The organism is Mesorhizobium sp. AR10 (assembly GCF_024746795.1).
Classification (GTDB): domain Bacteria; phylum Pseudomonadota; class Alphaproteobacteria; order Rhizobiales; family Rhizobiaceae; genus Mesorhizobium.
Genome location: NZ_CP080524.1, coordinates 1,031,240 through 1,050,033, shown reverse-complemented (window position 1 = coordinate 1,050,033; position 18,794 = coordinate 1,031,240). Strand labels below are relative to the sequence as shown.

Below are 18,794 nucleotides of genomic sequence, written 5' to 3'. Positions count from 1 at the left end.
TTAGCCGAGAAACACCCTCTCGAACGCTTGCTTCCCCGTCGGCGAAAAGACCACCGCGCGGCTGTCCTTCTCGCGCCGCGCCCATTTCTCCAGAAGAATCTTGTCGAGGATGGCGGCGCCCAGCGTGCCGGCCAGATGCGAGCGCCGCACGCTCCAGTCAAGGCAGGCGCGACACACCGGCCGCCGTGGCTTGGTGTAGACATCGATGCCGATCGCGGCGAAATGCGAAGCGGCCGCCGGCCCGAGCCTGATCTCCTTGTCTTCGCGCACCAGGATTTGTCGTTCGACAAGACGGTCCAGCATTGCCACCGCCTGCTCGCCGGCGAGGTGGTCATAGCACACCCGGGCCACGCGCATCGCCGCGTCTCGAGGCCCCGGCCGCACCCGTTGCGGTCCGACCGAAGCGGCCACTCCGGTGATGGCCTCGATCATGCCTGCCACTTGCGGGCCGGCGAGGCCGTAGTAGCGGTGCCGTCCCTGGCTCGCCACGGTCAGCAGCCCGCCCTCCATCAGTTTGCCCAGATGCGAGCTGGCGGTCGGCAGCGACACGCCGGCCTCCAGCGCCAGTTCGCTCGCCGTCAGCGCCGTGCCGCCCATCAGCGCGGTCAGCATGTTTGCCCGCGCCGGATCGCCGACCAGGCTGGCGATGCGGGCTATGTCGGGTCCCTCACGCATAGTTCGTTCCTCATCGAAGCATTCTTGTCAGATAATCATTATTCTCCGACCAGATCAAGGAGACGACGATGACAACAAGAGCCGCTTCCAACGCCGCACCTGTCGCCCGGCTGCCATTCCCGTTCATGATCCTGCGCTGGTTGCGGTTGCGGCTCCTGGCGCGCTGGTACGACCGCCATCTTCAGCGCCTCGACCTCGCCGAGATCGACGATCACCTGTTGCGAGACCTTGGCCTGACGCCCGAAGACGTGCGCCGCGAGTGCGCGAAATCCTTCTGGCAAACATGACCAGCCAGGGAATTGCCTAGCAGATCTATCCGCAGAACGTTTCGACCCCGCTCGAACTGTCGTCGCAACACAACAAGGAGACGAAAATGGCCATCACCTGTTTCATCCGTTACGAGATCGATCCGTTCGGCAAGGCGGCGTTCGAGGAATATGCCCGCAATTGGGGCCAGGCGATTCCGCGCTGCGGCGCCGATCTGATCGGCTATTTTGCGCCGCATGAAGGCTCGGCCACCACGGCCTATGCCGCCTACAACATCGACAGCCTGGCGGCTTACGAAGCCTACCGCGCCCGGCTCGCCGCCGATCCGGCCGGCAAGGCCAACTACGAATTCGCCAGACGGGAAAAATTCATCTTGAAAGAGGACCGGATGTTCCTGAAGCTGGCCTCCGGGCCACACGCTCCCTTGGTGAAGATATGATCGCCGTCATCTTCGAGGTCGAGCCGGCGGCGGGCAAGCGCGATGCCTATCTCGGCATAGCGGCCGCGCTGCGCCCGCTGCTGGACGGCATCGACGGCTTTATCTCGATCGAGCGCTTCCAGAGCCTGGTCGACCCGAACCGCATCCTGTCGCTGTCGTTCTGGCGCGACGAGGAGGCAGTAAGGGCCTGGCGCAACACGGAGGAACACCGGCAGGCGCAGAAGGCCGGCCGTGGCGGAATATTTGCCGGCTATCGTCTTCGCATCGCCCACGTCGTGCGCGACTACAGCCTGACCGAAAGGGCTGAGGCGCCTGAGGATAGTCGGGCGGTGAATGGCTAGGCATTCCCGATCAGCACGCCCGCCGTAAACACCAGCGCGCCGCCCAGCACCACTTGGAAGGCAGCGCGCCAGAACGGCGTCTGCATGTAACGGTTCTGCACGAAGGCGATCGCCCACAGCTCGAAGAACACCACCACCGCCGCGACGGCCGTCGCCGTCCAGAACTGCGGAATGAGATAGGGCAGCGCGTGACCCAGCCCGCCCAGCGCAGTCATCAACCCGGTGGTGATGCCGCGTTTCACCGGCGAGCCGCGGCCCGACAGCTTGCCGTCGTCGGAAGCGACTTCGGTGAAGCCCATCGAGATGCCGGCGCCGATCGAGGCGGCCAGCCCGACCAGAAAGGTCTGCCAGGTGTCGTGGGTGGCGAAGGCGGCGGCGAAGATCGGCGCCAGCGTCGATACCGAGCCGTCCATCAGCCCGGCCAGACCCGGCTGGACATAGGTCAGGATGAACTGGCGCTGCTCGGCCGCGGCCTCTTCGTCCTTCACCGGGCCCGAGACGTGTTTCTGTTCCAGCCGCTGCGCCAGCGTCTCGTGGCCCAGCTCGGCTACCGCCAGATCGTCGAGCAGCTTTCGCGTCAAGGCGTCGCTGGTGCGCTTGGCCGCCTCGACATAGAACAGATAGGCCTGCTGCTCCATCGCCTCGGCCTGCCGGCGCACATGCTCGATGCCGAGCGGCCTCACCAGCCAGTCAGGCTTGCGCTCATAATAGCCCTTCACATGGTCGCGCCGGATCAGCGGAATGCGCTCGCCGAAACGCTTGCGGTAAAGCTCGATCAGCGCGTCGCGATGGCCGTCCTCCTCCTCGGCCATCGCCTCGAACACCTTTGCCGATTGCGGAAAGCTGTCCGCCAGTCCGTCGGCATAGGCACGGTAGATGCGTCCGTCATCTTCCTCGGACGAGATGGCAAGCGCCAGGATCTCCTGTTCCGTGAGCGATTCAAAAGAACGGCGGCCAAAGCCGAAAACGCGCGAAAGCATGAGGAATTCACCCTAGTTTAGAATAATTCTAAACTAGGGTTCGGTGTGCTCAGGGTCAATCATATGCGGTTCCCGGCGATCAAAATTATTTGAAGCGGAAATCCTCAAGGCAGGCCTTCATTATCAGCGAATGTTCACCTATATAGCTGAACCTAAGCCAAGAGAAAGGACTCCCCAGATGCCGGCAAAACCGCACCCACACGCATTTGATCCGAAACCCGTTCTCGATCTCATCGCCAGCATCGAGGCCGACCTGCAGCGCCTGAAAGGCTTGGTCGAACAGCAGGTCGAAAAATTCGACCCCGCAAACCCGCACAACAAGGCTCCCGACGGCAAGCTGACCGAAGAGGGCGTCGAGTGCTGCTACCGTATGTTCGACGAGGGCAAGTCGCGCTATTCGGTAGCCCAGCAGATGAAAATCTCCTTCGCCGCCGCCACGCACCGCTTCAACACCTGGCGCAAGCTCGGCGGCACCAAGCGGCGGGCTCTGCTCGGCTGAGAACCCGGTTCGCGCCAAAGCCAATGGCCGATCTCGGCGCCGCCCCTCATTGCCCTGCCGGGCATTTCTCGCCGTAAACGGGGAGAAAGAAGGTGGCCGCAACGGCGGTGCCTTTCCTGCAACGTCGATGATTGGCGAAATGGTCGACGACAGCGTCCTTCTCCCCGTTCACGGGGAAAGATGGCGGCAGCCAGATGAGGGGCAGCGCTGCCTGCGCAATCATGATTCTCCAAACTTTGTAACGGTCACATTTTTTCATTGGTGCGCCGCCCGCCTTTCCGTGCACATAGGGCGATCCCATTTCCGCAGGACCTCGCCATGACCACACCTCCCGGCATTGCCGACATCCACAGCGCCGCCGCCCGCCTTTCCGGCCTGATCGTCGAAACGCCGCTGATCGAGTCGCCCGAACTCAACAAGCGCTTCGGCGGCCGCATCCTGTTCAAGCCGGAGACGCTGCAGCGCACCGGTTCGTTCAAGTTCCGCGGCGCTTACAACAAGCTGTCGTCGCTGAGCGAGGAGGAACGCAGCCGCGGCGTCGTCGCCTTCTCATCGGGCAACCACGCGCAAGGCGTGGCCGCTTCCGCCGCGATGTTTGGCGTCAAGGCCATCATCGCCATGCCCACCGATGCACCGGCGATGAAGATCGCCAATGTCCGCAAGATGGGCGCCGAGGTGGTTGCGTTCGACCGGGTCCGCGACGACCGTATGACCGTCGTTCGCCCTTACATCGAACAGGGCATGGTTCTTGTGCCGCCCTACGACGACCCCAGGATCATTGCCGGCCAGGGCACGATCGGCCTCGAACTGGTGCGCCAGGCAAAGGCCCTTGGTGCAAGCCTCGATGCGGTCGTCATTCCCTGCGGTGGCGGCGGCCTGTCGAGCGGCATTTCGATCGCGGTCAAGGACGCTTCGCCGGGCACTTCGGTCTGGGGGGTGGAGCCCGAGCACTTCGATGACACCCGCCGCTCGCTGGCCAAGGGCGCCAGGGTTATGAACGAACCCGGTCATCAATCGATCTGCGATGCGCTTCTCGTCGCCGAGCCGGGCGCGATCACCTTCGAGATCAACCGCAAAAACCTCGCCGGCGTCATTGCCGTCTCCGACCAGGCAACGAGACAGGCGATGCGTGACGCCATGGCCTATCTCAAGCTGGTGGTCGAGCCCGGCGGCAGCGTCGGGCTGGCGGCACTGTCATCGGGCGAGATCGATCTCGCCGGCAAATGCGTTGTCGTGGTGCTGTCTGGCGGCAATGTCGATTTCGGCGCCTATGCGGAGATCATGGCGGCGGCTTAGCCGAAGAAGCAGCGGCACAGAAGAAAGCCGTTCTCTGGCGATCCTTCGCGCCCGCGCCCTAATCCAGCGTCCGCCTGAACCGCACCAGCGCCACCCCGGCGAACAACGCCACGAACACGACAAGCCAGCCGATCTCCGTCGCCACCGCCGGCAGTTCGGCCCCCTTCAGCATCACCGCGCGGATGATGCGCAGGAAATGCGTCAGCGGCAGGATCTCGCCGAAAGCCTGGGCCCAGCCGGGCATGCCGCGATAGGGGAACATGAAGCCGGACAGCAGGATCGACGGCAGGAAGAAAAAGAAGGTGAGCTGCAGCGCCTGCATCTGCGTGCGGGCGATGGTCGAAATCGTGTAGCCGAGCAGCACCAGCGCCAGCACGAAGATGAAGACCGCGGCCAACAGCAGCGACATCGACCCCATGAAGGGAATGGCAAACAAAAGCTTGGCCGCGGCCAGCACCACCACGACCTGCACGGCGCCGACCGCCAGATAGGGCAGCACCTTGCCCATCATGATTTCCAGCGGGCTGGACGGCATCGCCAGCAGGTTCTCCATCGTACCGCGTTCGGTCTCACGCGTCAGCGCAATCGAGGTCATCATCACCATGGTCATCTGCAGGATGACGCCGAGCAGGCCAGGCACGATGTTGTATTGCGAGATGCCTTCCGGATTGTAGCGCCGGTGCACGACCACTTCGAGCTGGCCTTTGGCGTTCTCGGCGGCTGTCTCCTGCATGCCGCGTGCCCGAAGCAGCGCCTGGTTGGCGACAGTGCCCAGCGTCGAGATGGCGCCGCTGGCAACGGCCGGGTCGGTCGCGTCTGCCTCGATCAGGATCTGCGGACTGTCGCCGCGCTCGACCCGCCGGGCAAAATCGGCGGGGATGGTGACGACGAAGGCGACATCGCCGCGCGCCATCAGGAACTCCGCCTCATCGGCACTTTGCGCGACATGGTCGAAGCGGTAGTAGCCGGTGGTCTGCAGCGCCGAAACCATGGCTCGCGTATAGGGATCGCTGCTCATCGCCACCAGCGCCGCCGGCAGGCTCTTCGGGTCGTTGTTGATGGCATAGCCGAACAGCACCAGCTGCATCAGCGGGACGCCCAGCATCATGGCGAAGGTGATGCGGTCGCGCCGCATCTGGATGAACTCCTTGATCAGCAGCGCGCCGAGCCTGGCGAAGGAAAAGATGCTGTTCATGCCATATTGTCCCTGGAGCCGGACATGAACTGGATGAACACATCCTCCAGGCTGGTCTCGCCCGGCGTCACCGTCACGCCCTTGTGCTCCTTCTCGACATCGGCGAGTGCGGCCTGCAGCTTCTTCTTGTCGGAGCCGACGACATGCAGCGTCGCGCCGAACGGTGCTACCTGGTCGACGCCGGAGCGGCCGCTGAGTGCGGCAGCAACCTGATCGAGCCGCGGACCCTGGACGACGAAGGTCGTCAGCCCGGCATTCCGCACCACCTCGTCGACCGTGCCGGTGGCCAGCATCTTGCCATAGGAGATGTAGCTGATGCGGTGGCAGCGCTCGGCTTCGTCCATGTAGTGGGTGGAGACCAGCACCGTCAGTCCGCCATTGGCGAGGCGATGGATCTCGTCCCAGAACTCACGCCGTGCTTTTGGATCGACGCCCGCCGTCGGCTCGTCGAGCAACAAGAGTTTCGGCTTGTGCATGATGCAGGCGGCCAGCGCCAGCCGCTGCTTCCAGCCGCCGGACAGCGTCCCGGCCAGCTGGTCCTTGCGCGAGGTCAGGCCGAGCTCTTCCAGCGTCTTCGCCACATGTTCAGCGACCGGCTTCAACTGGTAGAGCCGCGCCACGAATTCGAGATTCTCGGCGATGGTCAGATCCTCGTAGAACGAGAATTTCTGCGTCATGTAGCCGACTTCGCGCTTGATGCTCAGACTGTCGGTGCGGATGTTGAAGCCGAGCACCGTGCCGTCACCCTCATCCGGCGTCAGCAAGCCGCACATGATGCGGATGGTCGTCGTCTTGCCGGAACCATTCGGGCCGAGGAAGCCGACGATCTCGCCTTCGGCCACCGTCATCGTCACATGGTCGACGACGGTCTTGTTGCCGAAGCGCTTGACCAGGCCATGGACGTCGATGGCATTCATTTTGCCGCTTCCGCCAGATCGACATCGACGATCTGCCCCGGCTGCAAGGCGCTCGCGTCGCCCTCCGGTCGCGCCTCGACCAGATAGACCAGCTTCTGCCGGTTCTCCAAGGAGTAGATCACCGGCGGCGTGAATTCCGGGTCTGGCGACACATAGCTGACGCGCGCCTTCACATCCGGTCCGCAACCGTCGCAATGGACACCGAGCAGCGTACCGACCTTCACCGAAGAGAAGGCGCTTTCCGGTATGTAGACGCTGAGTTTCACCGCGCCGTCCGGCAGTATGGAGATCACCGGCGCGGTCGGGCCGGCGGTGTCGCCCGGATTGCGGATGACGTCGTTGACACGGCCTGGCGAGGGTGCTGCCAGCACGCGCTTGGACAGCCGCCATTGCGCCTGCGCCAACGTCGCCTGCGCCTGCTTGACCTGGTTGTCGGCGGCCTTGATCGTCTCCGGCCGAGCCGGCAGGCCGCCGACGGCGAGATTGGCCTCCGCCTGGCCGACCTGGGCATCCGCGGTCTCCAGCGTCGCCGAGGCCGTGTCGTAATCGGCCTGCGTGCCGGTGCCGCGCTTGAACAGGTCGCTGGCGCGGTCATACCTGCGCTTGGCGTCGGCGGCCTGCGCTCTTGCCATGTCGACCTCAGCTTTGAGCACCGCGATCTCTTCCGGCCGCTTGCCGACCTGCAGGTCGGCAAGTTGCGCCTGCGCCTGGGCGAGACCCGCTTCGGCCTGCGCCACGGCGATCCTGGCATCGGCGCTCTCCAGCGTCACAACCGGGGTGCCCGGCATGACACGGTCGCCGCGCTTGACCGCAACCGTCTCGACCTGCGCCACCTCGATCGGCGCCAGCAGCACATAGTCGCCCTCGACATAGCCGACGGCGAGCGGTGCGGCCGGTGCGCAGGCACCAAACAGCTGGGCGGCGAGCGGCAGGGAACAGAGGAAGCTCATGATTTTGACCCCTTCCGGGCGGCCAGGATCGCGGTGAGGTTGCCCTCCACCACCGCCACCACCTTGGCGGCTTCGGCGTCACCGATCTCACGCCAACCCATGCGGCGCATCACCGCCTCGCGCCCGATGCGGAAATAGATGACCTGGCCGATCAGCGTGAACACGGTGAGCCGGGTAGCCTCGCTCTCGGCCGCCTCGCCTGTTGCCTGTTCCCAGATCAGGCAGAGCCGGCGATGCGTCGGCTCGAACACGCCGTCATAGATGCGGTCGAGCGCGGCGGTCGGATGCGACAGCTCGCGAAGTACGAATTGTACGATCTCTCCGGCCTCGGGACTTGCCACGATGAACGCCACCATCCGCTCCAATGCGGTGAACAATTGCGCCCGCGCCGCCTCGGGGTCGTTCATTGTCGCCGCAGGTACCTGCGGGTTACCGATCGCCTGGCCGGCAATGGCCTGGATGGTGTCGACGATATGGTCGGCGGCAGCGGCGCGGAGCCCTTCCTTGCCGCCGAAATGATAGGCGATCGAGCCGATATTGGCCTTGGCCTCCGCCGCGATCTCGCGCGTCGAGGTGCCGTCGAAACCTTGCCGCCCGAACAGTTTCAGCGCCGCGCGGACGAGTGCCGCGCGTGTCTTGTCGGCGGCGGATGCCTCGCGAGGCGGGATTTTGGCGGTCGATGATCTGCTCATGGTCATCAATTTAATCAATCGAATGATTAAAGTCAAGAGACTCCGTTTTCTCGACTTGCCATGTCTTCTCCCGCGCGCTTTAGTGCGCGGCCATGGGCAAGGAAGTCGAGCGCAAGTTCCTGGTCTCCAATGCGGAATGGAAGGATCTGGTCGAAGCGGATATCCGCATTCGCCAGTTCTACCTTGCCGCCGCGCCCGGCCGCTCGGTGCGCGTGCGCATCAGCGACGGCGCCTCGGCAATGCTGACGCTCAAATTCGGCAGCAGGGCCCGCGAACGCGACGAATATGAGTATCCGATCCCGCTTGCCGAGGCGCAGGAGATGCTGGCCTTCGCCATCGGACATGTCATCGAGAAGACACGCCACCATGTTAGGCACCGCGGCTATCTCTATGAAGTCGATGTCTTCAGCGGGATGCTTAGCGGTCTGGTGGTCGCCGAGCTCGAGACGCCGGAGGACGTGCCGGACGAAATGCTGCCTGATTGGCTCGGCCGCGAAGTCACCGGCGAGCAGAGGTTCTACAACGCGTCGCTCGCCCTTGGGGGGATTCCGGAGATCGCCGCATGAGTTTTCGTATCGATCCGCGCCAGCCGTTGACCGGCGAGGTCAGGCGCATCCTCACTGAGGAGGTTGGCAAGGCGCTCGTCCATCTGGACGCGGCGCGCGACCGGCCGGAACAGGCACTGCACAAATGCCGCAAACGGTTGAAGAGTGCCCGCGCCTTGCTGCGCCTTGTTCGTTCCGGAGACGAAACATTCTGCAACACCGAAAATCAGTGCTATCGTCAGGTGGCAGCCTTGCTTGCCGGTCCGCGCGAGGCGACCGCGCTGGTCGAGACGATCGATCGGCTGGCGGCCGCCTTCCCGGTACACAGTGCCGGCGGCGGCCTCGATAGCGTGCGCGACAGGCTTGTTGCGCGCCAGCACGAACTGCATGAGGGAGCCGGTCTCGACGCCGCGATAAGGGCCGCGATTGCCGCTTGCGAAGAAGGTATCGGCAGGATCGAGACGCTTGCCTTGCCCTACCAGCCGGAACAGGCCGCCGACGTGCTTGCCGAAGGCGCCCGCGTCGCCTTGCGTCGTGCCAGAAAAGCGCTGGACAAGGCCGGATCGCGCGGCAAAGCCGACGACTTCCACGATCTGCGCAAGGCGGCGAAGACCCATGGCATGCACCTGTCGCTGCTCGGCAGGCTGTGGCCGACGCCGATCAAGAGCCGACGCAAGGCGGTCGACGAACTGGGCGAACGGCTGGGCGAACTGCACGATGTGTTCGTCATGCGCGCGCTGCTCGAAGCCGACGATCGGCCGCTTGGCGCCCCAGAAGAAACGCGGCTTCTGGGCAAGCTTTTGAAGCGCTCGGAAAAAAGCCTGAAAAAGACCTGTCTCGCCGAGGCTGCCCAGTTGTTCGGCGACAGCCCCAAGCGGTCGACGAGGAAACTCGCGCGCAAGGTGCGCGACGATCTGGCCGGCCAGCAGGAAGACGCAGGCGCATCCGCCGGATGACGGCTGCGACTGGCGTCCCGCCGCCCGTCCGTGCTAATCGCCATTTACGATGACCGCGCCCGCCGACACGCTTCTCGACCGCCTTGGCCGCTGGCTTGCCGGCCGGCTGCAGGACGAATCCTCGGGCTATGAGCCGTACACGCCGTCCGACGCCGAAACGCTACGCCGCGCGCTGGAGCCCGGCGACATCCTGCTCATCGAGGGCAACCAGAAAATCTCGGCGGTGATCAAATACCTGACCCAGTCGACCTGGTCGCATGCGGCCTTCTATATCGGCGATGCCTTGCCCGAACCGGAGGACGGATCGGAGCGGCGGCGCCTGATCGAGGTCACGCTCGGCGAAGGCTGTGTCGCCGTGCCGCTGTCACGCTACCGCACCTACAACACCCGCATCTGCCGGGCGAGCGGGTTGACGCCGGAAGACCGCAACAAGGTCGTCGCCTTCATGATCGGCAAGCTCGGCCTGAGATACGATCTCAAGAACATCTTCGACATGCTGCGCTTCTTCCTGCCGACGCCGCCGGTGCCGGTGCGTTGGCGCCGCCGTCTGCTGGCATTCGGTTCCGGTGATCCGACGCGGGCCATCTGCTCGACGCTGATTGCCGAAGCCTATGGCCAGATCCGCTATCCGATCCTGCCCGAGATCACCCGCGCGCCCGGCCGCGCCTCGGCGCAGTCGAGCTACATGCGCCGGGAGATCCTGCACATTCGCCACCACTCGCTCTACACGCCGCGTGACTTCGACCTGTCGCCGTTCTTCCGCATCGTCAAGCCGACGCTGGAGTATGGTTTCGACTACCGGGCGGTGACATGGGACGACAAGGCTGCCGATGCACAGGCGAAAGCCGCCGAGTAGCTCTCAGACGAGCCCCGCTCTGCGCACGGCATCGGCATGGGAGCGGCTGACCGGAAGCAAGGCATCGTCGGCCAGCTTCAGGAACAGCTTGCCGTCCTTGCGCCGGCTGCCGGTCACCACATCCAGCGCCACCCAATGCGAGCGATGGATCTGCAGCCCGGCAACCTCGCCGGCCTCGCGGATGGCATCGGCAAGCCGCATCAGGATCAGCGTCGTCCCCTTGTCGGTATGCACTTCGACATAGTGGTCCTGCATCGAGAGATAGGCGAGCTTGCCACGGGCGGCATGCGGCAGCCGGTCAATCAGCGGCGGCCGCATCGCCTGCGACGGCGCTGGCGAAACGTGGTCGGCGGTTGCTTGCTCCTCATCGGTCTGCGCGAGAGGCGGCGCGGCGCCAGGGGTCGCTTCGCGTGACGGCCCGCTGCTGGCCAGCGTCGACAGGAAGGAGATTGCCGCAGCGATCAGGCTGCAATTGATGAACAGCATGGCGATATCGGCGGCGTGCGGAACCGGGCCGCCGAACAGCGCCAGGTTAAACGCAAGCACGACCAGCGCCACCGGCACGCCGGCGGCAATGCCCGCAATCGCGCTGCGCAGCGGCCGCGTTCCCTTGGCGCCGAGCAGGGCGCCGAGCGTCAGCTTGATAGAGAGATAGCCGACGGCAAAAGTGGCGAGCGCCAGCGCCAGCCAGTAGGCGAGCCGCGGCATGAGATCGAGCTGCTCATAGGTGCCGAACGGACCGGTGATGCCAAGCACAAGCGAGACCACCAGAATCACGCCCCAGAAGCGCGGCGAAAACAGCAGCGCCTGCATTTCGCGAAGCGTGAGATGCAACAGCGTGTCTTTCACGTAGCCGTTCGTTCCTTCCCGAAGACGCGTTTGCTGCTGCGCCGCCAGCTTTGCATGGTGCCGGTAAACCGCAGCGCCAAGCGATACCGCGCCGCCGGCAACCCTTCAACCGCAGACGGAGTTTTCGCAATGTCTCTTCACCTCGCCCAGGCCACCCAGTTCACCCAAACCACTCGGACAATCCGAACCCTTGGCAAGACGACGACGCTTTTGCTTGCCGCCGGCCTCACGCTGGCGTCGAACGGTGTTGCGCTGGCTGCCGATGCGGCCGGTAGCGGTCCCGGTATCATGGACATCCTTTCCCACACGCCGCTCTGGGTCTGGCCATTGATCGCCTACGGTCTGTTCGTCGGCTGGAGCCGCACCAGGGACCGTGTCGTGGCGCCGTCGCGCCTGTTCATCATACCGGCGCTGATCGCCGGCCTGGTGCTCTACAATCTGCTTTCGTCCGGCATCTCCGCCGGCGGCCTGCTCGGCTTCGCCTGCGGCGCGGTGGCGGGCACGGTGGCCGGCATTGCCGTGGCGCGCCGCCGCCCGGCCAGATTGCTAGACGATGGCCGGTTGGCGCTGCAGGGCGACTGGGTGCCGCTGGCTATCATCGTGGCCATCATTGTCATCCGTTACGCCAAGGGTGTTGCCCTCGGCGTGGATCCAGCTCTGGCTCAAGTCACCGGCTTCGTGCTGGCGAGTGCGCTCCTGTCGGGCTTCCTGGCGGCAATGATGATTGCCCGCACCATCGGCCTGCTTCCGTCAGGGGTTTTTCGCGCCGCGGCTCGGTGACCCGACTATGCCGGCAGCGACCGCCGTCCCTTTGCAGACACGGCGGGTCGCGCGCCGGCATCCCTCGGGTGCGGCCCGATCGGCATGATCGCCTCAAATGGCGTCGCACCAAACGCAAAGGTCCATTTGTAGCCGGTGAGCCCGTCTTCGGGCGTCGTGTGCTGGTCATGATGGGCCAGCAGCTTGGCGCGCTCCGCCAGCTCCTCCGCCTCGCGCCGCACCATCTCCGCCGTCTCCGGCCGCATCCGCCTGGAAAAACTGACGAAGGTCGCCTCCTGCTCCAGATGCGTGATCGCCCAGCCGATGAAGTTCTTGTTGGTCATCTCGAACAGCGGCGTCAGCGGCCCATCGAAATTCCACTGGATCGGCGTCTCGACCAGCAGCCTGGCCGACAGGCCGCTACCGATCGTAACGAGCCCCAGCTCCTCGAGGTCGCGCAGATAGAGGAACATAGAGGCTTCGCTCAAGCCGTGCGAGCGCATGATGCCTTCCGGGGTGAATTTCTCCGACAGCATGATGAAGACGAACAGCAGCGCCGGCCGGCCGGCGAGCTTGCGCTCGATTTCCGGCGCAACCCGGTTGGCCGGCCCCGGCCCCCGGCTCATCGAGCCGAGCACGTTTTCCAGCTCGACGCCGGCTGCCGAGCAAATCTCCATCAGCCGGTCGAGCTTGCAGTTGCGCTCGTGAAAGATGCGCTTCACCGTCGGCTCGGAAACGCCCATGCGCTCGGCCAGCGCGCGATAGGTCACCCCCTTCGCCTTCAGCGTCCGCTTCAGCGCCTCGAAGATCAGACCATTCATGGGATGCACCTCTTTTGCGCGATTTCGTATCGATATTCGATACTAGCGGCAATCAGCCCTCCGCAAAAGTATCGAAATGTCTAGCTCTCCGCCATCAATACAGGAGACCAGCCATGAAGACCCTCATCACCTCAATACTTCTCGCCGTCATCGGCATCGCGGCAGCGCCTGCTGCCCAGGCCGGCGAAATCTGGCGTGCTTCTGGCTTCGAGCAGCCGGAATCGGCGCTCTTCGACGCGGCCGGAAAGCGCATCATCGTCTCCAACATCGTCGGCAATCCTGGCGAAGCCGACGGCAACGGCTATCTGTCGGTCCTGTCGCTGGACGGTAAGGTGGTCACCCGGCATTGGACCGACGGCATGGACGCGCCCAAGGGCATGGCGATCTCCGGCGGCAGGCTCTATGTCGCCGACATCACCAAAGTCCGCGTCGTCGATCTCGCCAGCGGCAGACTCGTCTCGACCATCGACGTGCCGAACGCAGTCTTCCTCAACGATATGACTGCCGATGCGTCCGGCAAGGTCTATGTCAGCGACATGCTGGCCGACGCGATCTACCGCATCGATGGCGAAACACCGGAACTGTTCGTGAAGAACGCGGTTCTTGCTTCGCCCAACGGCGTCTTTGCCGATGGCAACAGGCTGATCGTCGCCTCCTGGGGCAAGGGCATCAAGTCAGACTTCAGCACTGCGGAGCCGGGCGGCCTGCTTGCGGTCGACCTCGCCACCAAGGCGGTTTCGCAATTGCCCGGCGCGCAAAAATTCGCCGACCTCGACGGCGTCGTCGCGATCGGCGACAGCATCTACGCCACCGCCTACGTGACCGGCACGCTCTACCGCTACACAGCCGGCGGCAAGCCGGAGGTGGTCGCGAGTTTCAGGCCGGGCAGCGCCGACATCGGCACCGACGGCAAGTCGACCATCTATGTGCCGCTGATGAACGAAGGCGAGGTTGCCGCGCTGACGCTCGACTGAGAACGACAACCGGCGCCTCAGAGCCGATGACTCTTGCCACGCCGCGCCGCGTCGATCGCTGCGACGTCGATCTTCTTCATGTCCATCATCGCATCGAACGCGCGCTTGGCTTCGTCGCCGCCGGCCGCCATCGCCTCGGTCAGTGTGCGCGGCGTGATTTGCCAGGACACACCCCATTTGTCCTTGCACCAGCCGCACGCACTCTCCTCGCCACCATTGCCGACGATGGCATTCCAGTAGCGGTCGGTCTCTTGCTGGTCGTCGGTGGCGATCTGGAACGAGAAGGCCTCGCTCTGTTTGAAAGCGGAACCGCCGTTTAGGCCGATACAAGGAATGCCGGCAACTGTGAATTCGACAACCAATACGTCGCCCTGCTTGCCGGACGGAAAGTCACTGGGTGCACGGTGGATGGCACCCACAGCGCTATCGGGAAAGGTTTTGGCGTAGAAGTGGGCCGCAGCCTCGGCCTCCTTGTCGTACCAGACGCAAATCGTGTTCTTTGGCATTGCGTGTTCCTCTCGATTTAGAGCCAAAATCTCATCCCTGAGTCTCTTCCGCTCTTGCGAAATAGGTCGCCGCCCGTCTTTCTCAACCTGGAAACCAGCCGCGCAGCGAAGCCAACCGCTGTGTTGCTGGCGAATCGACAGTTGCGTCATTAGATGACACTGACCCCAACGCTAACGCGGCTCATTTCATGAAGAAAATCGGTTTTCTGTCATTCGGACATTGGACGCCCTCGCAGCAATCGCAGACACGGTCTGCATCCGACACGCTGCTGCAATCCATCGATCTGGCCGTCGCCGCCGAAGAACTTGGCGCGGATGGAGCGTATTTCCGCGTGCATCACTTCGCCCGCCAACTCAGCTCGCCGTTCCCGCTTCTGGCTGCGATCGGCGCCAAGACCAGCCGCATCGAGATTGGCACGGCCGTGATCGATATGCGGTATGAGAACCCACTCTACATGGCCGAGGACGCGGGTGCGGCCGATCTGATTGCCGGCGGGCGCCTCCAACTCGGCATTAGTCGTGGCTCGCCTGAGCAGGTCATCGAGGGATGGCGCTACTTTGGCTATGCACCGACGGAAGGAGAGAGCGACGCCGACATGGCCCGTCGCCACACAAACGTGTTCCTCGACGTGCTGCAGGGAAAGGGCTTCGCGCAACCCAACCCGCAGCCGATGTTTCCGAACCCGCCTGGGCTGCTGCGTCTCGAACCCCATTCGGAAGGGCTTCGCGAGCGGATCTGGTGGGGTGCCGCCACCAACGCCACGGCGCAATGGGCCGCGAAACTGGGGATGAACTTGCAGAGTTCCACCCTCAAGTTCGACGAGAGCGGAAAACCATTTCACATCCAGCAGGCCGAGCAGATCCGCATGTACCGCGCCGCCTGGAAAGAAGCCGGACATGCACGCGAGCCGCGGGTCTCCGTCAGCCGCAGCATCTTCGCGCTGGTGGACGATCGCGACCGTGCCTACTTCGGCCGCAGCGACAGCCAGGATCACTTCGGGTACATCGAGTCCGAAAAACTCGCCGTCTTCGGACGCAGCTATGCCGCCGAGCCGGATGTCCTCATTGAGCAACTAAAGGGTGACGAGGCGATCGCGGAAGCCGATACGCTGCTGCTCACCGTGCCGAACCAGCTCGGCGTCGAATACAACGCGCACGTCATCGAAGCGATCCTGACCCAAATCGCTCCAGCTTTGGGGTGGCGGTGAGTTCCTCGATGGCGAGGTGGCCCGCGAGACCCAGTATTTCGCCGATCCGTTCGAGCCGGGGCCTTCGCGCGCGCAATGGGTCGAGTGGATGCCCTGAAACCTGGCCGGCGTAAGGATGGTCATCCGCCGCCCGCTCGCCCGTTCGCAGCTGCCGAATGATACGGCCGCTCTCGCCCGCTCTCTCCTTGGCAAGGTCGTGGTGCGGGAACTGCCTGAAGGCGTCGTCAGCGGCCGCATTGTCGAGACAGAGGCCTATGTCGTCGGCGACGCCGCCGGGCACGGCTACCGGGGGATGACCCCGCGCAATCGTTCGCTGTTTCTCGAGCGCGGGCACGCCTATGTCTATCTCGCCTACGGCATCTCATACATGCTGAATGTCTCGAGCGAGATGCCCGGGATCGGAACCGGCGTCCTGATCAGGGCGCTTGAGCCGCTCGAAGGCATAGCGGTCATGCGGCTCAATCGCGGCGTCGAGCGCTTGCGCGACCTGGCGCGAGGACCGGGAAGGCTCGCAGCGGCGTTGCGGATTGACCGTTCGCTCGACGGGCTCGATCTTTGCCGGCAAGGGCCTCTATGGCTCGCACGCGATGGCTATGAACCCGGTGAGATCGGGCAGAGCATCAGGATCGGCATTTCGAAGGATGCGAACCGCCCGCTGCGATTTTATGTCAGGGGAAGCCCGTTCGTCAGCGGTCCGAGATCGCTCAACGAGTAATCGCTTAATGAATAAGAGACCGCCACAGTCGTCGCGGCGGACGCGGCGCCGATCGGGATTGGACCTGCATATCGACGGGGCTGCCATCTGGTCCTGCCGTTCGCTCTGAGATATCCGGCTGCAATGAATGCAGCCGTGAAGACATCCAGCCTGTCCGGCGCCGTTTCCCCGATGATCCCGGTGCTCGCATGCGCGCTCGCTATCTTCCTGTTGTCCGGGATGGATGCGGTAATGAAGACCCTGGTGATTGCCGTGGGCGTCTACAACACGGTGCTGTGGCGCAGCATGGTCGCGACTGTCATCGCGGGCGCAGCCTGGTCGGGAGGGACGCGCTCAAAGCCAACCATCCCGGTGCTGAGGCTGCATGTGCTGCGTGCCGCTGTTGTCGGCATCACGATCATTTGTTTCTTTTGGGGTCTCGGCAGGCTGCCGCTGGCGGAGGCGATCGGGCTCAGCTTTGTCGCGCCTTTGTTCGCTCTCTTCCTCGCCGCGCTGTTGCTGGGCGAACGAATCCGGCGGCAGGCAATCTGGGCATCGATCGCCGGCATCGCTGGCGTCGCGATAATAGTAGCCGGCCAGTTCGGGCAGGCCAGCTATTCGCAAGATGCCCTGCTTGGCACGGCAGCGGTGCTCGTATCGACGGTGTTCTACGGCTACAATCTAATCCTTGCCCGGCAACAGGCGCTGTTGGCCAAGCCAATCGAGATCATGTTGTTCCAGAACCTTTTCGTTGCAATCATCCTCGGTCTTGCCGCGCCGTGGCTCGCTGTCGCCTTGCCGAGCAATCTCTGGCTTCCCTTGGTTGGGGTGACGGTGCTGTCGCTTGCCGGCCAATTCCTGATGAGTTGGGCCTACGCCCGCGCCGAAGCGCAATATCTCATCCCAATGGAATACTCGGCCTTCATCTGGGCGATCGCGCTTGGCTGGTTTTTCTTCGACGAGGAGGCAGCCTGGACCACGCTGACAGGTGGATGCCTGATCGTCGTCGGCTGCCTGATCGCTGCGCGCGCAAACCCGAAGCTTGCCGAGCCAATCGAAGCGACCGTTTGAGGAAGCACTGCCCTGGAGTTCAGGCGGCGCCATTGTGATGCTGCCGCCTGACTTCAGCTGAAATTAGCCCAGAAGGTTGCGCACTGTGCGCATGAATACCTTTGACCCAATCGGGATCAGGTCGTCGGGAAAGTCATAGTCCGGATTGTGCAGTGCCGGGTACCGCTCGCCTGCGCCCAGGAAGAACATGGCCGACGCTGCCTTGTGGCCGAACACGCCAAAATCTTCCGAGGCGCGCATCGGCAGGCCTTCCTCTCCATGCAAGACGCCCTCTTCATCGAGCGCCAGCCGCAGATGTTCCACCGCCTCCGGTGCGTTGACGCTGGCAACGAACACCTCGTGATAATCGAACCGTGGTGACAAACGATGCTCGCCGGCGATTCGCGTGACCAGCGCTTCCGCGGCAGCACACAGGTTTGCCATACGGTCGTCGCGGCGGGTGCGCAGCGTCGCCCAGACCTCGGCATAACCGGGCGCGATGCCGAACACGGCTTCGCCCATCGTGGCATGGGTGACGGTGACCATGCTGAAGTCGTCGTCGGCGAAGGTTCCGCGCCCGAGCGCCGGCAGTGCCGGCATCAGCTGGCTGATTGCCATCATGGGCGAAACGCCGGTCTCCGGCATGGACGAATGCGCGGTCTTCCCGTCCAGCACGATGCGCATGCCGCGTGATGCACAGTTCACCACGCCCGTTTTGAGTCGGACCTCGCCGAGCGGTACGCCCGGCAGATTGTGCAACGAGAAAGCGAAATCCGGCGCGATCGCGCCGAAGCGCGGATCGGCGACGACGCCGGCTGCTCCGTTGCCCGTTTCTTCCGCCGGCTGAAACATCAGCACGACACGGCCTCGAGCGGGTCTCGTGCGCCCAAGCTGAAGGCCAAGGGACGCGAGGATCGCAGTGTGTCCGTCATGGCCACACATATGCGATTTGCCTGGCACGAGCGATGAATGGGGCGCACCCGAAAGTTCGTGGATCGGCAGCGCATCGAGTTCCGAGCGAAACAGCACCGTTGGTCCCGCCTTGCCGCTTTCATAGACCGCCGCCACGCCGTGCCCACCCAATCCGGTCAGCACCTTGTCCGGCCTTGTATCGGCGAGGAAGTCGACGACCTCCCGCGCGGTCCTCTCCTCTTCATTCGAGATTTCCGGATGCTGGTGCAGCTTGCGCCGCCACGCCGTAAGCTCGACAATGTCTCGATTGGTCAGGGTCACGTTTTTCTCCGCTTTCGCTGAATTCTTCATAGCACGCGCAGCCGAATTTCTGCCAAGCGCCATTTTGAGACCTTCGCCGACGGAAGGGTTTC

At 63.9% G+C, this 18,794-nt stretch carries 24 protein-coding genes; 13 read left to right on the top strand and 11 right to left on the bottom strand.

The genetic code is table 11. The annotated features are described in order from the left end of the window. A complete protein-coding gene (locus LHFGNBLO_RS08455) occupies positions 1-675 on the bottom strand; it encodes an ArsR/SmtB family transcription factor (RefSeq protein ID WP_258605833.1) in 675 nt (224 codons plus the stop codon). 68 nt (positions 676-743) lie between these two features. Here LHFGNBLO_RS08455 and LHFGNBLO_RS08450 point away from each other — a divergent pair, with 68 nt between their 5' ends. From LHFGNBLO_RS08450 to LHFGNBLO_RS08440, 3 genes are all read left to right on the top strand, one after another. Then, entirely contained in the window at positions 744-962 is a 219-nt protein-coding gene (locus LHFGNBLO_RS08450) for a DUF1127 domain-containing protein (RefSeq protein WP_258605832.1), read from the top strand. An 86-nt stretch (positions 963-1,048) separates the two neighbouring features. Continuing rightward, entirely contained in the window at positions 1,049-1,381 is a 333-nt protein-coding gene (locus LHFGNBLO_RS08445) for an NIPSNAP family protein (protein ID WP_258605830.1), read from the top strand. After that, positions 1,378-1,722: an antibiotic biosynthesis monooxygenase family protein gene (locus LHFGNBLO_RS08440; RefSeq protein ID WP_258605828.1), complete on the top strand. Its 345-nt coding sequence runs from the start codon at positions 1,378-1,380 to the stop codon at positions 1,720-1,722. The genes LHFGNBLO_RS08445 and LHFGNBLO_RS08440 overlap by 4 nt, the downstream gene beginning before the upstream one ends. Here the strand turns inward: LHFGNBLO_RS08440 and mbfA are convergent. Then, entirely contained in the window at positions 1,719-2,702 is a 984-nt protein-coding gene (mbfA, locus tag LHFGNBLO_RS08435; protein WP_258605827.1) for an iron exporter MbfA, read from the bottom strand. The genes LHFGNBLO_RS08440 and mbfA overlap by 4 nt on opposite strands. Positions 2,703-2,880: 178 nt before the next feature. Here mbfA and LHFGNBLO_RS08430 point away from each other — a divergent pair, with 178 nt between their 5' ends. Continuing rightward, positions 2,881-3,201, top strand: a complete 321-nt coding sequence (locus LHFGNBLO_RS08430) for a hypothetical protein (RefSeq protein WP_258605825.1) — start codon at positions 2,881-2,883, stop codon at positions 3,199-3,201. 46 nt (positions 3,202-3,247) lie between these two features. On the opposite strand, the gene LHFGNBLO_RS08425 is transcribed toward LHFGNBLO_RS08430, so the two are convergent. Beyond that, positions 3,248-3,460 (bottom strand): hypothetical protein, encoded by a 213-nt coding sequence (locus LHFGNBLO_RS08425; RefSeq protein ID WP_258605823.1) that lies wholly within the window; start codon positions 3,458-3,460, stop codon positions 3,248-3,250. Positions 3,461-3,519: 59 nt separating this feature from the next. Here LHFGNBLO_RS08425 and LHFGNBLO_RS08420 point away from each other — a divergent pair, with 59 nt between their 5' ends. Further along, complete coding sequence (locus LHFGNBLO_RS08420) at positions 3,520-4,497, top strand: threonine/serine dehydratase (protein WP_258605822.1); 978 nt, start codon at positions 3,520-3,522, stop codon at positions 4,495-4,497. Between the two features lie 58 nt (positions 4,498-4,555). Here the strand turns inward: LHFGNBLO_RS08420 and LHFGNBLO_RS08415 are convergent, their stop codons facing one another. Genes LHFGNBLO_RS08415 through LHFGNBLO_RS08400 form a run of 4 tightly spaced genes read right to left on the bottom strand, consistent with a single transcriptional unit; the run spans position 4,556 to position 8,251 of the window. Then, positions 4,556-5,692 (bottom strand): ABC transporter permease, encoded by a 1,137-nt coding sequence (locus LHFGNBLO_RS08415; protein ID WP_258605820.1) that lies wholly within the window; start codon positions 5,690-5,692, stop codon positions 4,556-4,558. Beyond that, the gene (locus tag LHFGNBLO_RS08410) at positions 5,689-6,609 is read right to left on the bottom strand and encodes an ABC transporter ATP-binding protein (protein ID WP_258605818.1); all 921 of its coding nucleotides are present in this window, start codon (positions 6,607-6,609) and stop codon (positions 5,689-5,691) included. The genes LHFGNBLO_RS08415 and LHFGNBLO_RS08410 overlap by 4 nt, the downstream gene beginning before the upstream one ends. After that, complete coding sequence (locus LHFGNBLO_RS08405) at positions 6,606-7,559, bottom strand: HlyD family secretion protein (protein ID WP_258605817.1); 954 nt, start codon at positions 7,557-7,559, stop codon at positions 6,606-6,608. The genes LHFGNBLO_RS08410 and LHFGNBLO_RS08405 overlap by 4 nt, the downstream gene beginning before the upstream one ends. After that, complete coding sequence (locus tag LHFGNBLO_RS08400; protein ID WP_258605816.1) at positions 7,556-8,251, bottom strand: CerR family C-terminal domain-containing protein; 696 nt, start codon at positions 8,249-8,251, stop codon at positions 7,556-7,558. The genes LHFGNBLO_RS08405 and LHFGNBLO_RS08400 overlap by 4 nt, the downstream gene beginning before the upstream one ends. Before the next feature lie 92 nt (positions 8,252-8,343). On the opposite strand from LHFGNBLO_RS08400, the gene LHFGNBLO_RS08395 reads away from it, so the two are divergent. From LHFGNBLO_RS08395 to LHFGNBLO_RS08385, 3 genes are read left to right on the top strand one after another with little or no spacing between them, the layout of a single operon-like run. Then, the gene (locus LHFGNBLO_RS08395; RefSeq protein WP_258605814.1) at positions 8,344-8,817 is read left to right on the top strand and encodes a CYTH domain-containing protein; all 474 of its coding nucleotides are present in this window, start codon (positions 8,344-8,346) and stop codon (positions 8,815-8,817) included. After that, positions 8,814-9,752, top strand: coding sequence for a CHAD domain-containing protein (locus tag LHFGNBLO_RS08390; RefSeq protein WP_258605813.1), 939 nt, complete (start codon positions 8,814-8,816; stop codon positions 9,750-9,752). The genes LHFGNBLO_RS08395 and LHFGNBLO_RS08390 overlap by 4 nt, the downstream gene beginning before the upstream one ends. Positions 9,753-9,801: 49 nt before the next feature. Continuing rightward, complete coding sequence (locus LHFGNBLO_RS08385) at positions 9,802-10,608, top strand: lipo-like protein (RefSeq protein ID WP_258605811.1); 807 nt, start codon at positions 9,802-9,804, stop codon at positions 10,606-10,608. Between the two features lie 3 nt (positions 10,609-10,611). Here the strand turns inward: LHFGNBLO_RS08385 and LHFGNBLO_RS08380 are convergent, their stop codons facing one another. Continuing rightward, a complete protein-coding gene (locus LHFGNBLO_RS08380) occupies positions 10,612-11,457 on the bottom strand; it encodes a LytTR family DNA-binding domain-containing protein (RefSeq protein WP_258605809.1) in 846 nt (281 codons plus the stop codon). A gap of 129 nt (positions 11,458-11,586) precedes the next feature. On the opposite strand from LHFGNBLO_RS08380, the gene LHFGNBLO_RS08375 reads away from it, so the two are divergent. Continuing rightward, positions 11,587-12,237 (top strand): DUF6622 family protein, encoded by a 651-nt coding sequence (locus tag LHFGNBLO_RS08375; RefSeq protein WP_258605807.1) that lies wholly within the window; start codon positions 11,587-11,589, stop codon positions 12,235-12,237. Between the two features lie 5 nt (positions 12,238-12,242). Here LHFGNBLO_RS08375 and LHFGNBLO_RS08370 read toward each other — a convergent pair whose 3' ends face one another. Next, complete coding sequence (locus LHFGNBLO_RS08370; protein ID WP_258605805.1) at positions 12,243-13,037, bottom strand: helix-turn-helix domain-containing protein; 795 nt, start codon at positions 13,035-13,037, stop codon at positions 12,243-12,245. 113 nt (positions 13,038-13,150) lie between these two features. Between LHFGNBLO_RS08370 and LHFGNBLO_RS08365 the strand changes: the two genes are divergently transcribed. Beyond that, positions 13,151-14,011: an SMP-30/gluconolactonase/LRE family protein gene (locus tag LHFGNBLO_RS08365; protein ID WP_258605804.1), complete on the top strand. Its 861-nt coding sequence runs from the start codon at positions 13,151-13,153 to the stop codon at positions 14,009-14,011. 17 nt (positions 14,012-14,028) lie between these two features. Here LHFGNBLO_RS08365 and LHFGNBLO_RS08360 read toward each other — a convergent pair whose 3' ends face one another. After that, positions 14,029-14,517 (bottom strand): VOC family protein, encoded by a 489-nt coding sequence (locus LHFGNBLO_RS08360; RefSeq protein WP_258605802.1) that lies wholly within the window; start codon positions 14,515-14,517, stop codon positions 14,029-14,031. Positions 14,518-14,705: 188 nt separating this feature from the next. Between LHFGNBLO_RS08360 and LHFGNBLO_RS08355 the strand changes: the two genes are divergently transcribed. The 3 genes from LHFGNBLO_RS08355 to LHFGNBLO_RS08340 all read left to right on the top strand — a co-directional run bounded on the left by LHFGNBLO_RS08355 (position 14,706) and on the right by LHFGNBLO_RS08340 (position 17,490). Continuing rightward, positions 14,706-15,725: an LLM class flavin-dependent oxidoreductase gene (locus LHFGNBLO_RS08355; RefSeq protein ID WP_258605800.1), complete on the top strand. Its 1,020-nt coding sequence runs from the start codon at positions 14,706-14,708 to the stop codon at positions 15,723-15,725. A gap of 115 nt (positions 15,726-15,840) precedes the next feature. Then, on the top strand, positions 15,841-16,440 hold the full coding sequence (locus LHFGNBLO_RS08345; RefSeq protein ID WP_258605798.1) for a DNA-3-methyladenine glycosylase: 600 nt from the start codon (positions 15,841-15,843) through the stop codon (positions 16,438-16,440). Between the two features lie 123 nt (positions 16,441-16,563). Beyond that, entirely contained in the window at positions 16,564-17,490 is a 927-nt protein-coding gene (locus LHFGNBLO_RS08340; protein ID WP_258605796.1) for a DMT family transporter, read from the top strand. A gap of 63 nt (positions 17,491-17,553) precedes the next feature. Here the strand turns inward: LHFGNBLO_RS08340 and LHFGNBLO_RS08335 are convergent, their stop codons facing one another. After that, the gene (locus LHFGNBLO_RS08335) at positions 17,554-18,702 is read right to left on the bottom strand and encodes an amidohydrolase (protein ID WP_258605794.1); all 1,149 of its coding nucleotides are present in this window, start codon (positions 18,700-18,702) and stop codon (positions 17,554-17,556) included. Positions 18,703-18,794 lie beyond the last annotated feature (92 nt).

Excerpts from the sequence above, each read along its gene's own strand:
- LHFGNBLO_RS08395 (WP_258605814.1), top strand. The coding sequence starts at position 8,344 with ATGGGCAAGGAAGTCGAGCGCAAGTTCCTGGTCTCCAATGCGGAATGG.
- mbfA (WP_258605827.1), bottom strand. The coding sequence starts at position 2,702 with ATGCTTTCGCGCGTTTTCGGCTTTGGCCGCCGTTCTTTTGAATCGCTC.
- LHFGNBLO_RS08360 (WP_258605802.1), bottom strand. The coding sequence starts at position 14,517 with ATGCCAAAGAACACGATTTGCGTCTGGTACGACAAGGAGGCCGAGGCT.
- LHFGNBLO_RS08390 (WP_258605813.1), top strand. The coding sequence starts at position 8,814 with ATGAGTTTTCGTATCGATCCGCGCCAGCCGTTGACCGGCGAGGTCAGG.
- LHFGNBLO_RS08445 (WP_258605830.1), top strand. The coding sequence starts at position 1,049 with ATGGCCATCACCTGTTTCATCCGTTACGAGATCGATCCGTTCGGCAAG.
- LHFGNBLO_RS08415 (WP_258605820.1), bottom strand. The coding sequence starts at position 5,692 with ATGAACAGCATCTTTTCCTTCGCCAGGCTCGGCGCGCTGCTGATCAAG.
- LHFGNBLO_RS08400 (WP_258605816.1), bottom strand. The coding sequence starts at position 8,251 with ATGAGCAGATCATCGACCGCCAAAATCCCGCCTCGCGAGGCATCCGCC.
- LHFGNBLO_RS08365 (WP_258605804.1), top strand. The coding sequence starts at position 13,151 with ATGAAGACCCTCATCACCTCAATACTTCTCGCCGTCATCGGCATCGCG.
- LHFGNBLO_RS08425 (WP_258605823.1), bottom strand. The coding sequence starts at position 3,460 with ATGAAAAAATGTGACCGTTACAAAGTTTGGAGAATCATGATTGCGCAG.
- LHFGNBLO_RS08370 (WP_258605805.1), bottom strand. The coding sequence starts at position 13,037 with ATGAATGGTCTGATCTTCGAGGCGCTGAAGCGGACGCTGAAGGCGAAG.
- LHFGNBLO_RS08355 (WP_258605800.1), top strand. The coding sequence starts at position 14,706 with ATGAAGAAAATCGGTTTTCTGTCATTCGGACATTGGACGCCCTCGCAG.
- LHFGNBLO_RS08375 (WP_258605807.1), top strand. The coding sequence starts at position 11,587 with ATGTCTCTTCACCTCGCCCAGGCCACCCAGTTCACCCAAACCACTCGG.
- LHFGNBLO_RS08385 (WP_258605811.1), top strand. The coding sequence starts at position 9,802 with ATGACCGCGCCCGCCGACACGCTTCTCGACCGCCTTGGCCGCTGGCTT.
- LHFGNBLO_RS08405 (WP_258605817.1), bottom strand. The coding sequence starts at position 7,559 with ATGAGCTTCCTCTGTTCCCTGCCGCTCGCCGCCCAGCTGTTTGGTGCC.
- LHFGNBLO_RS08345 (WP_258605798.1), top strand. The coding sequence starts at position 15,841 with ATGGTCATCCGCCGCCCGCTCGCCCGTTCGCAGCTGCCGAATGATACG.
- LHFGNBLO_RS08455 (WP_258605833.1), bottom strand. The coding sequence starts at position 675 with ATGCGTGAGGGACCCGACATAGCCCGCATCGCCAGCCTGGTCGGCGAT.
- LHFGNBLO_RS08420 (WP_258605822.1), top strand. The coding sequence starts at position 3,520 with ATGACCACACCTCCCGGCATTGCCGACATCCACAGCGCCGCCGCCCGC.
- LHFGNBLO_RS08440 (WP_258605828.1), top strand. The coding sequence starts at position 1,378 with ATGATCGCCGTCATCTTCGAGGTCGAGCCGGCGGCGGGCAAGCGCGAT.
- LHFGNBLO_RS08410 (WP_258605818.1), bottom strand. The coding sequence starts at position 6,609 with ATGAATGCCATCGACGTCCATGGCCTGGTCAAGCGCTTCGGCAACAAG.
- LHFGNBLO_RS08430 (WP_258605825.1), top strand. The coding sequence starts at position 2,881 with ATGCCGGCAAAACCGCACCCACACGCATTTGATCCGAAACCCGTTCTC.
- LHFGNBLO_RS08450 (WP_258605832.1), top strand. The coding sequence starts at position 744 with ATGACAACAAGAGCCGCTTCCAACGCCGCACCTGTCGCCCGGCTGCCA.
- LHFGNBLO_RS08340 (WP_258605796.1), top strand. The coding sequence starts at position 16,564 with ATGAATGCAGCCGTGAAGACATCCAGCCTGTCCGGCGCCGTTTCCCCG.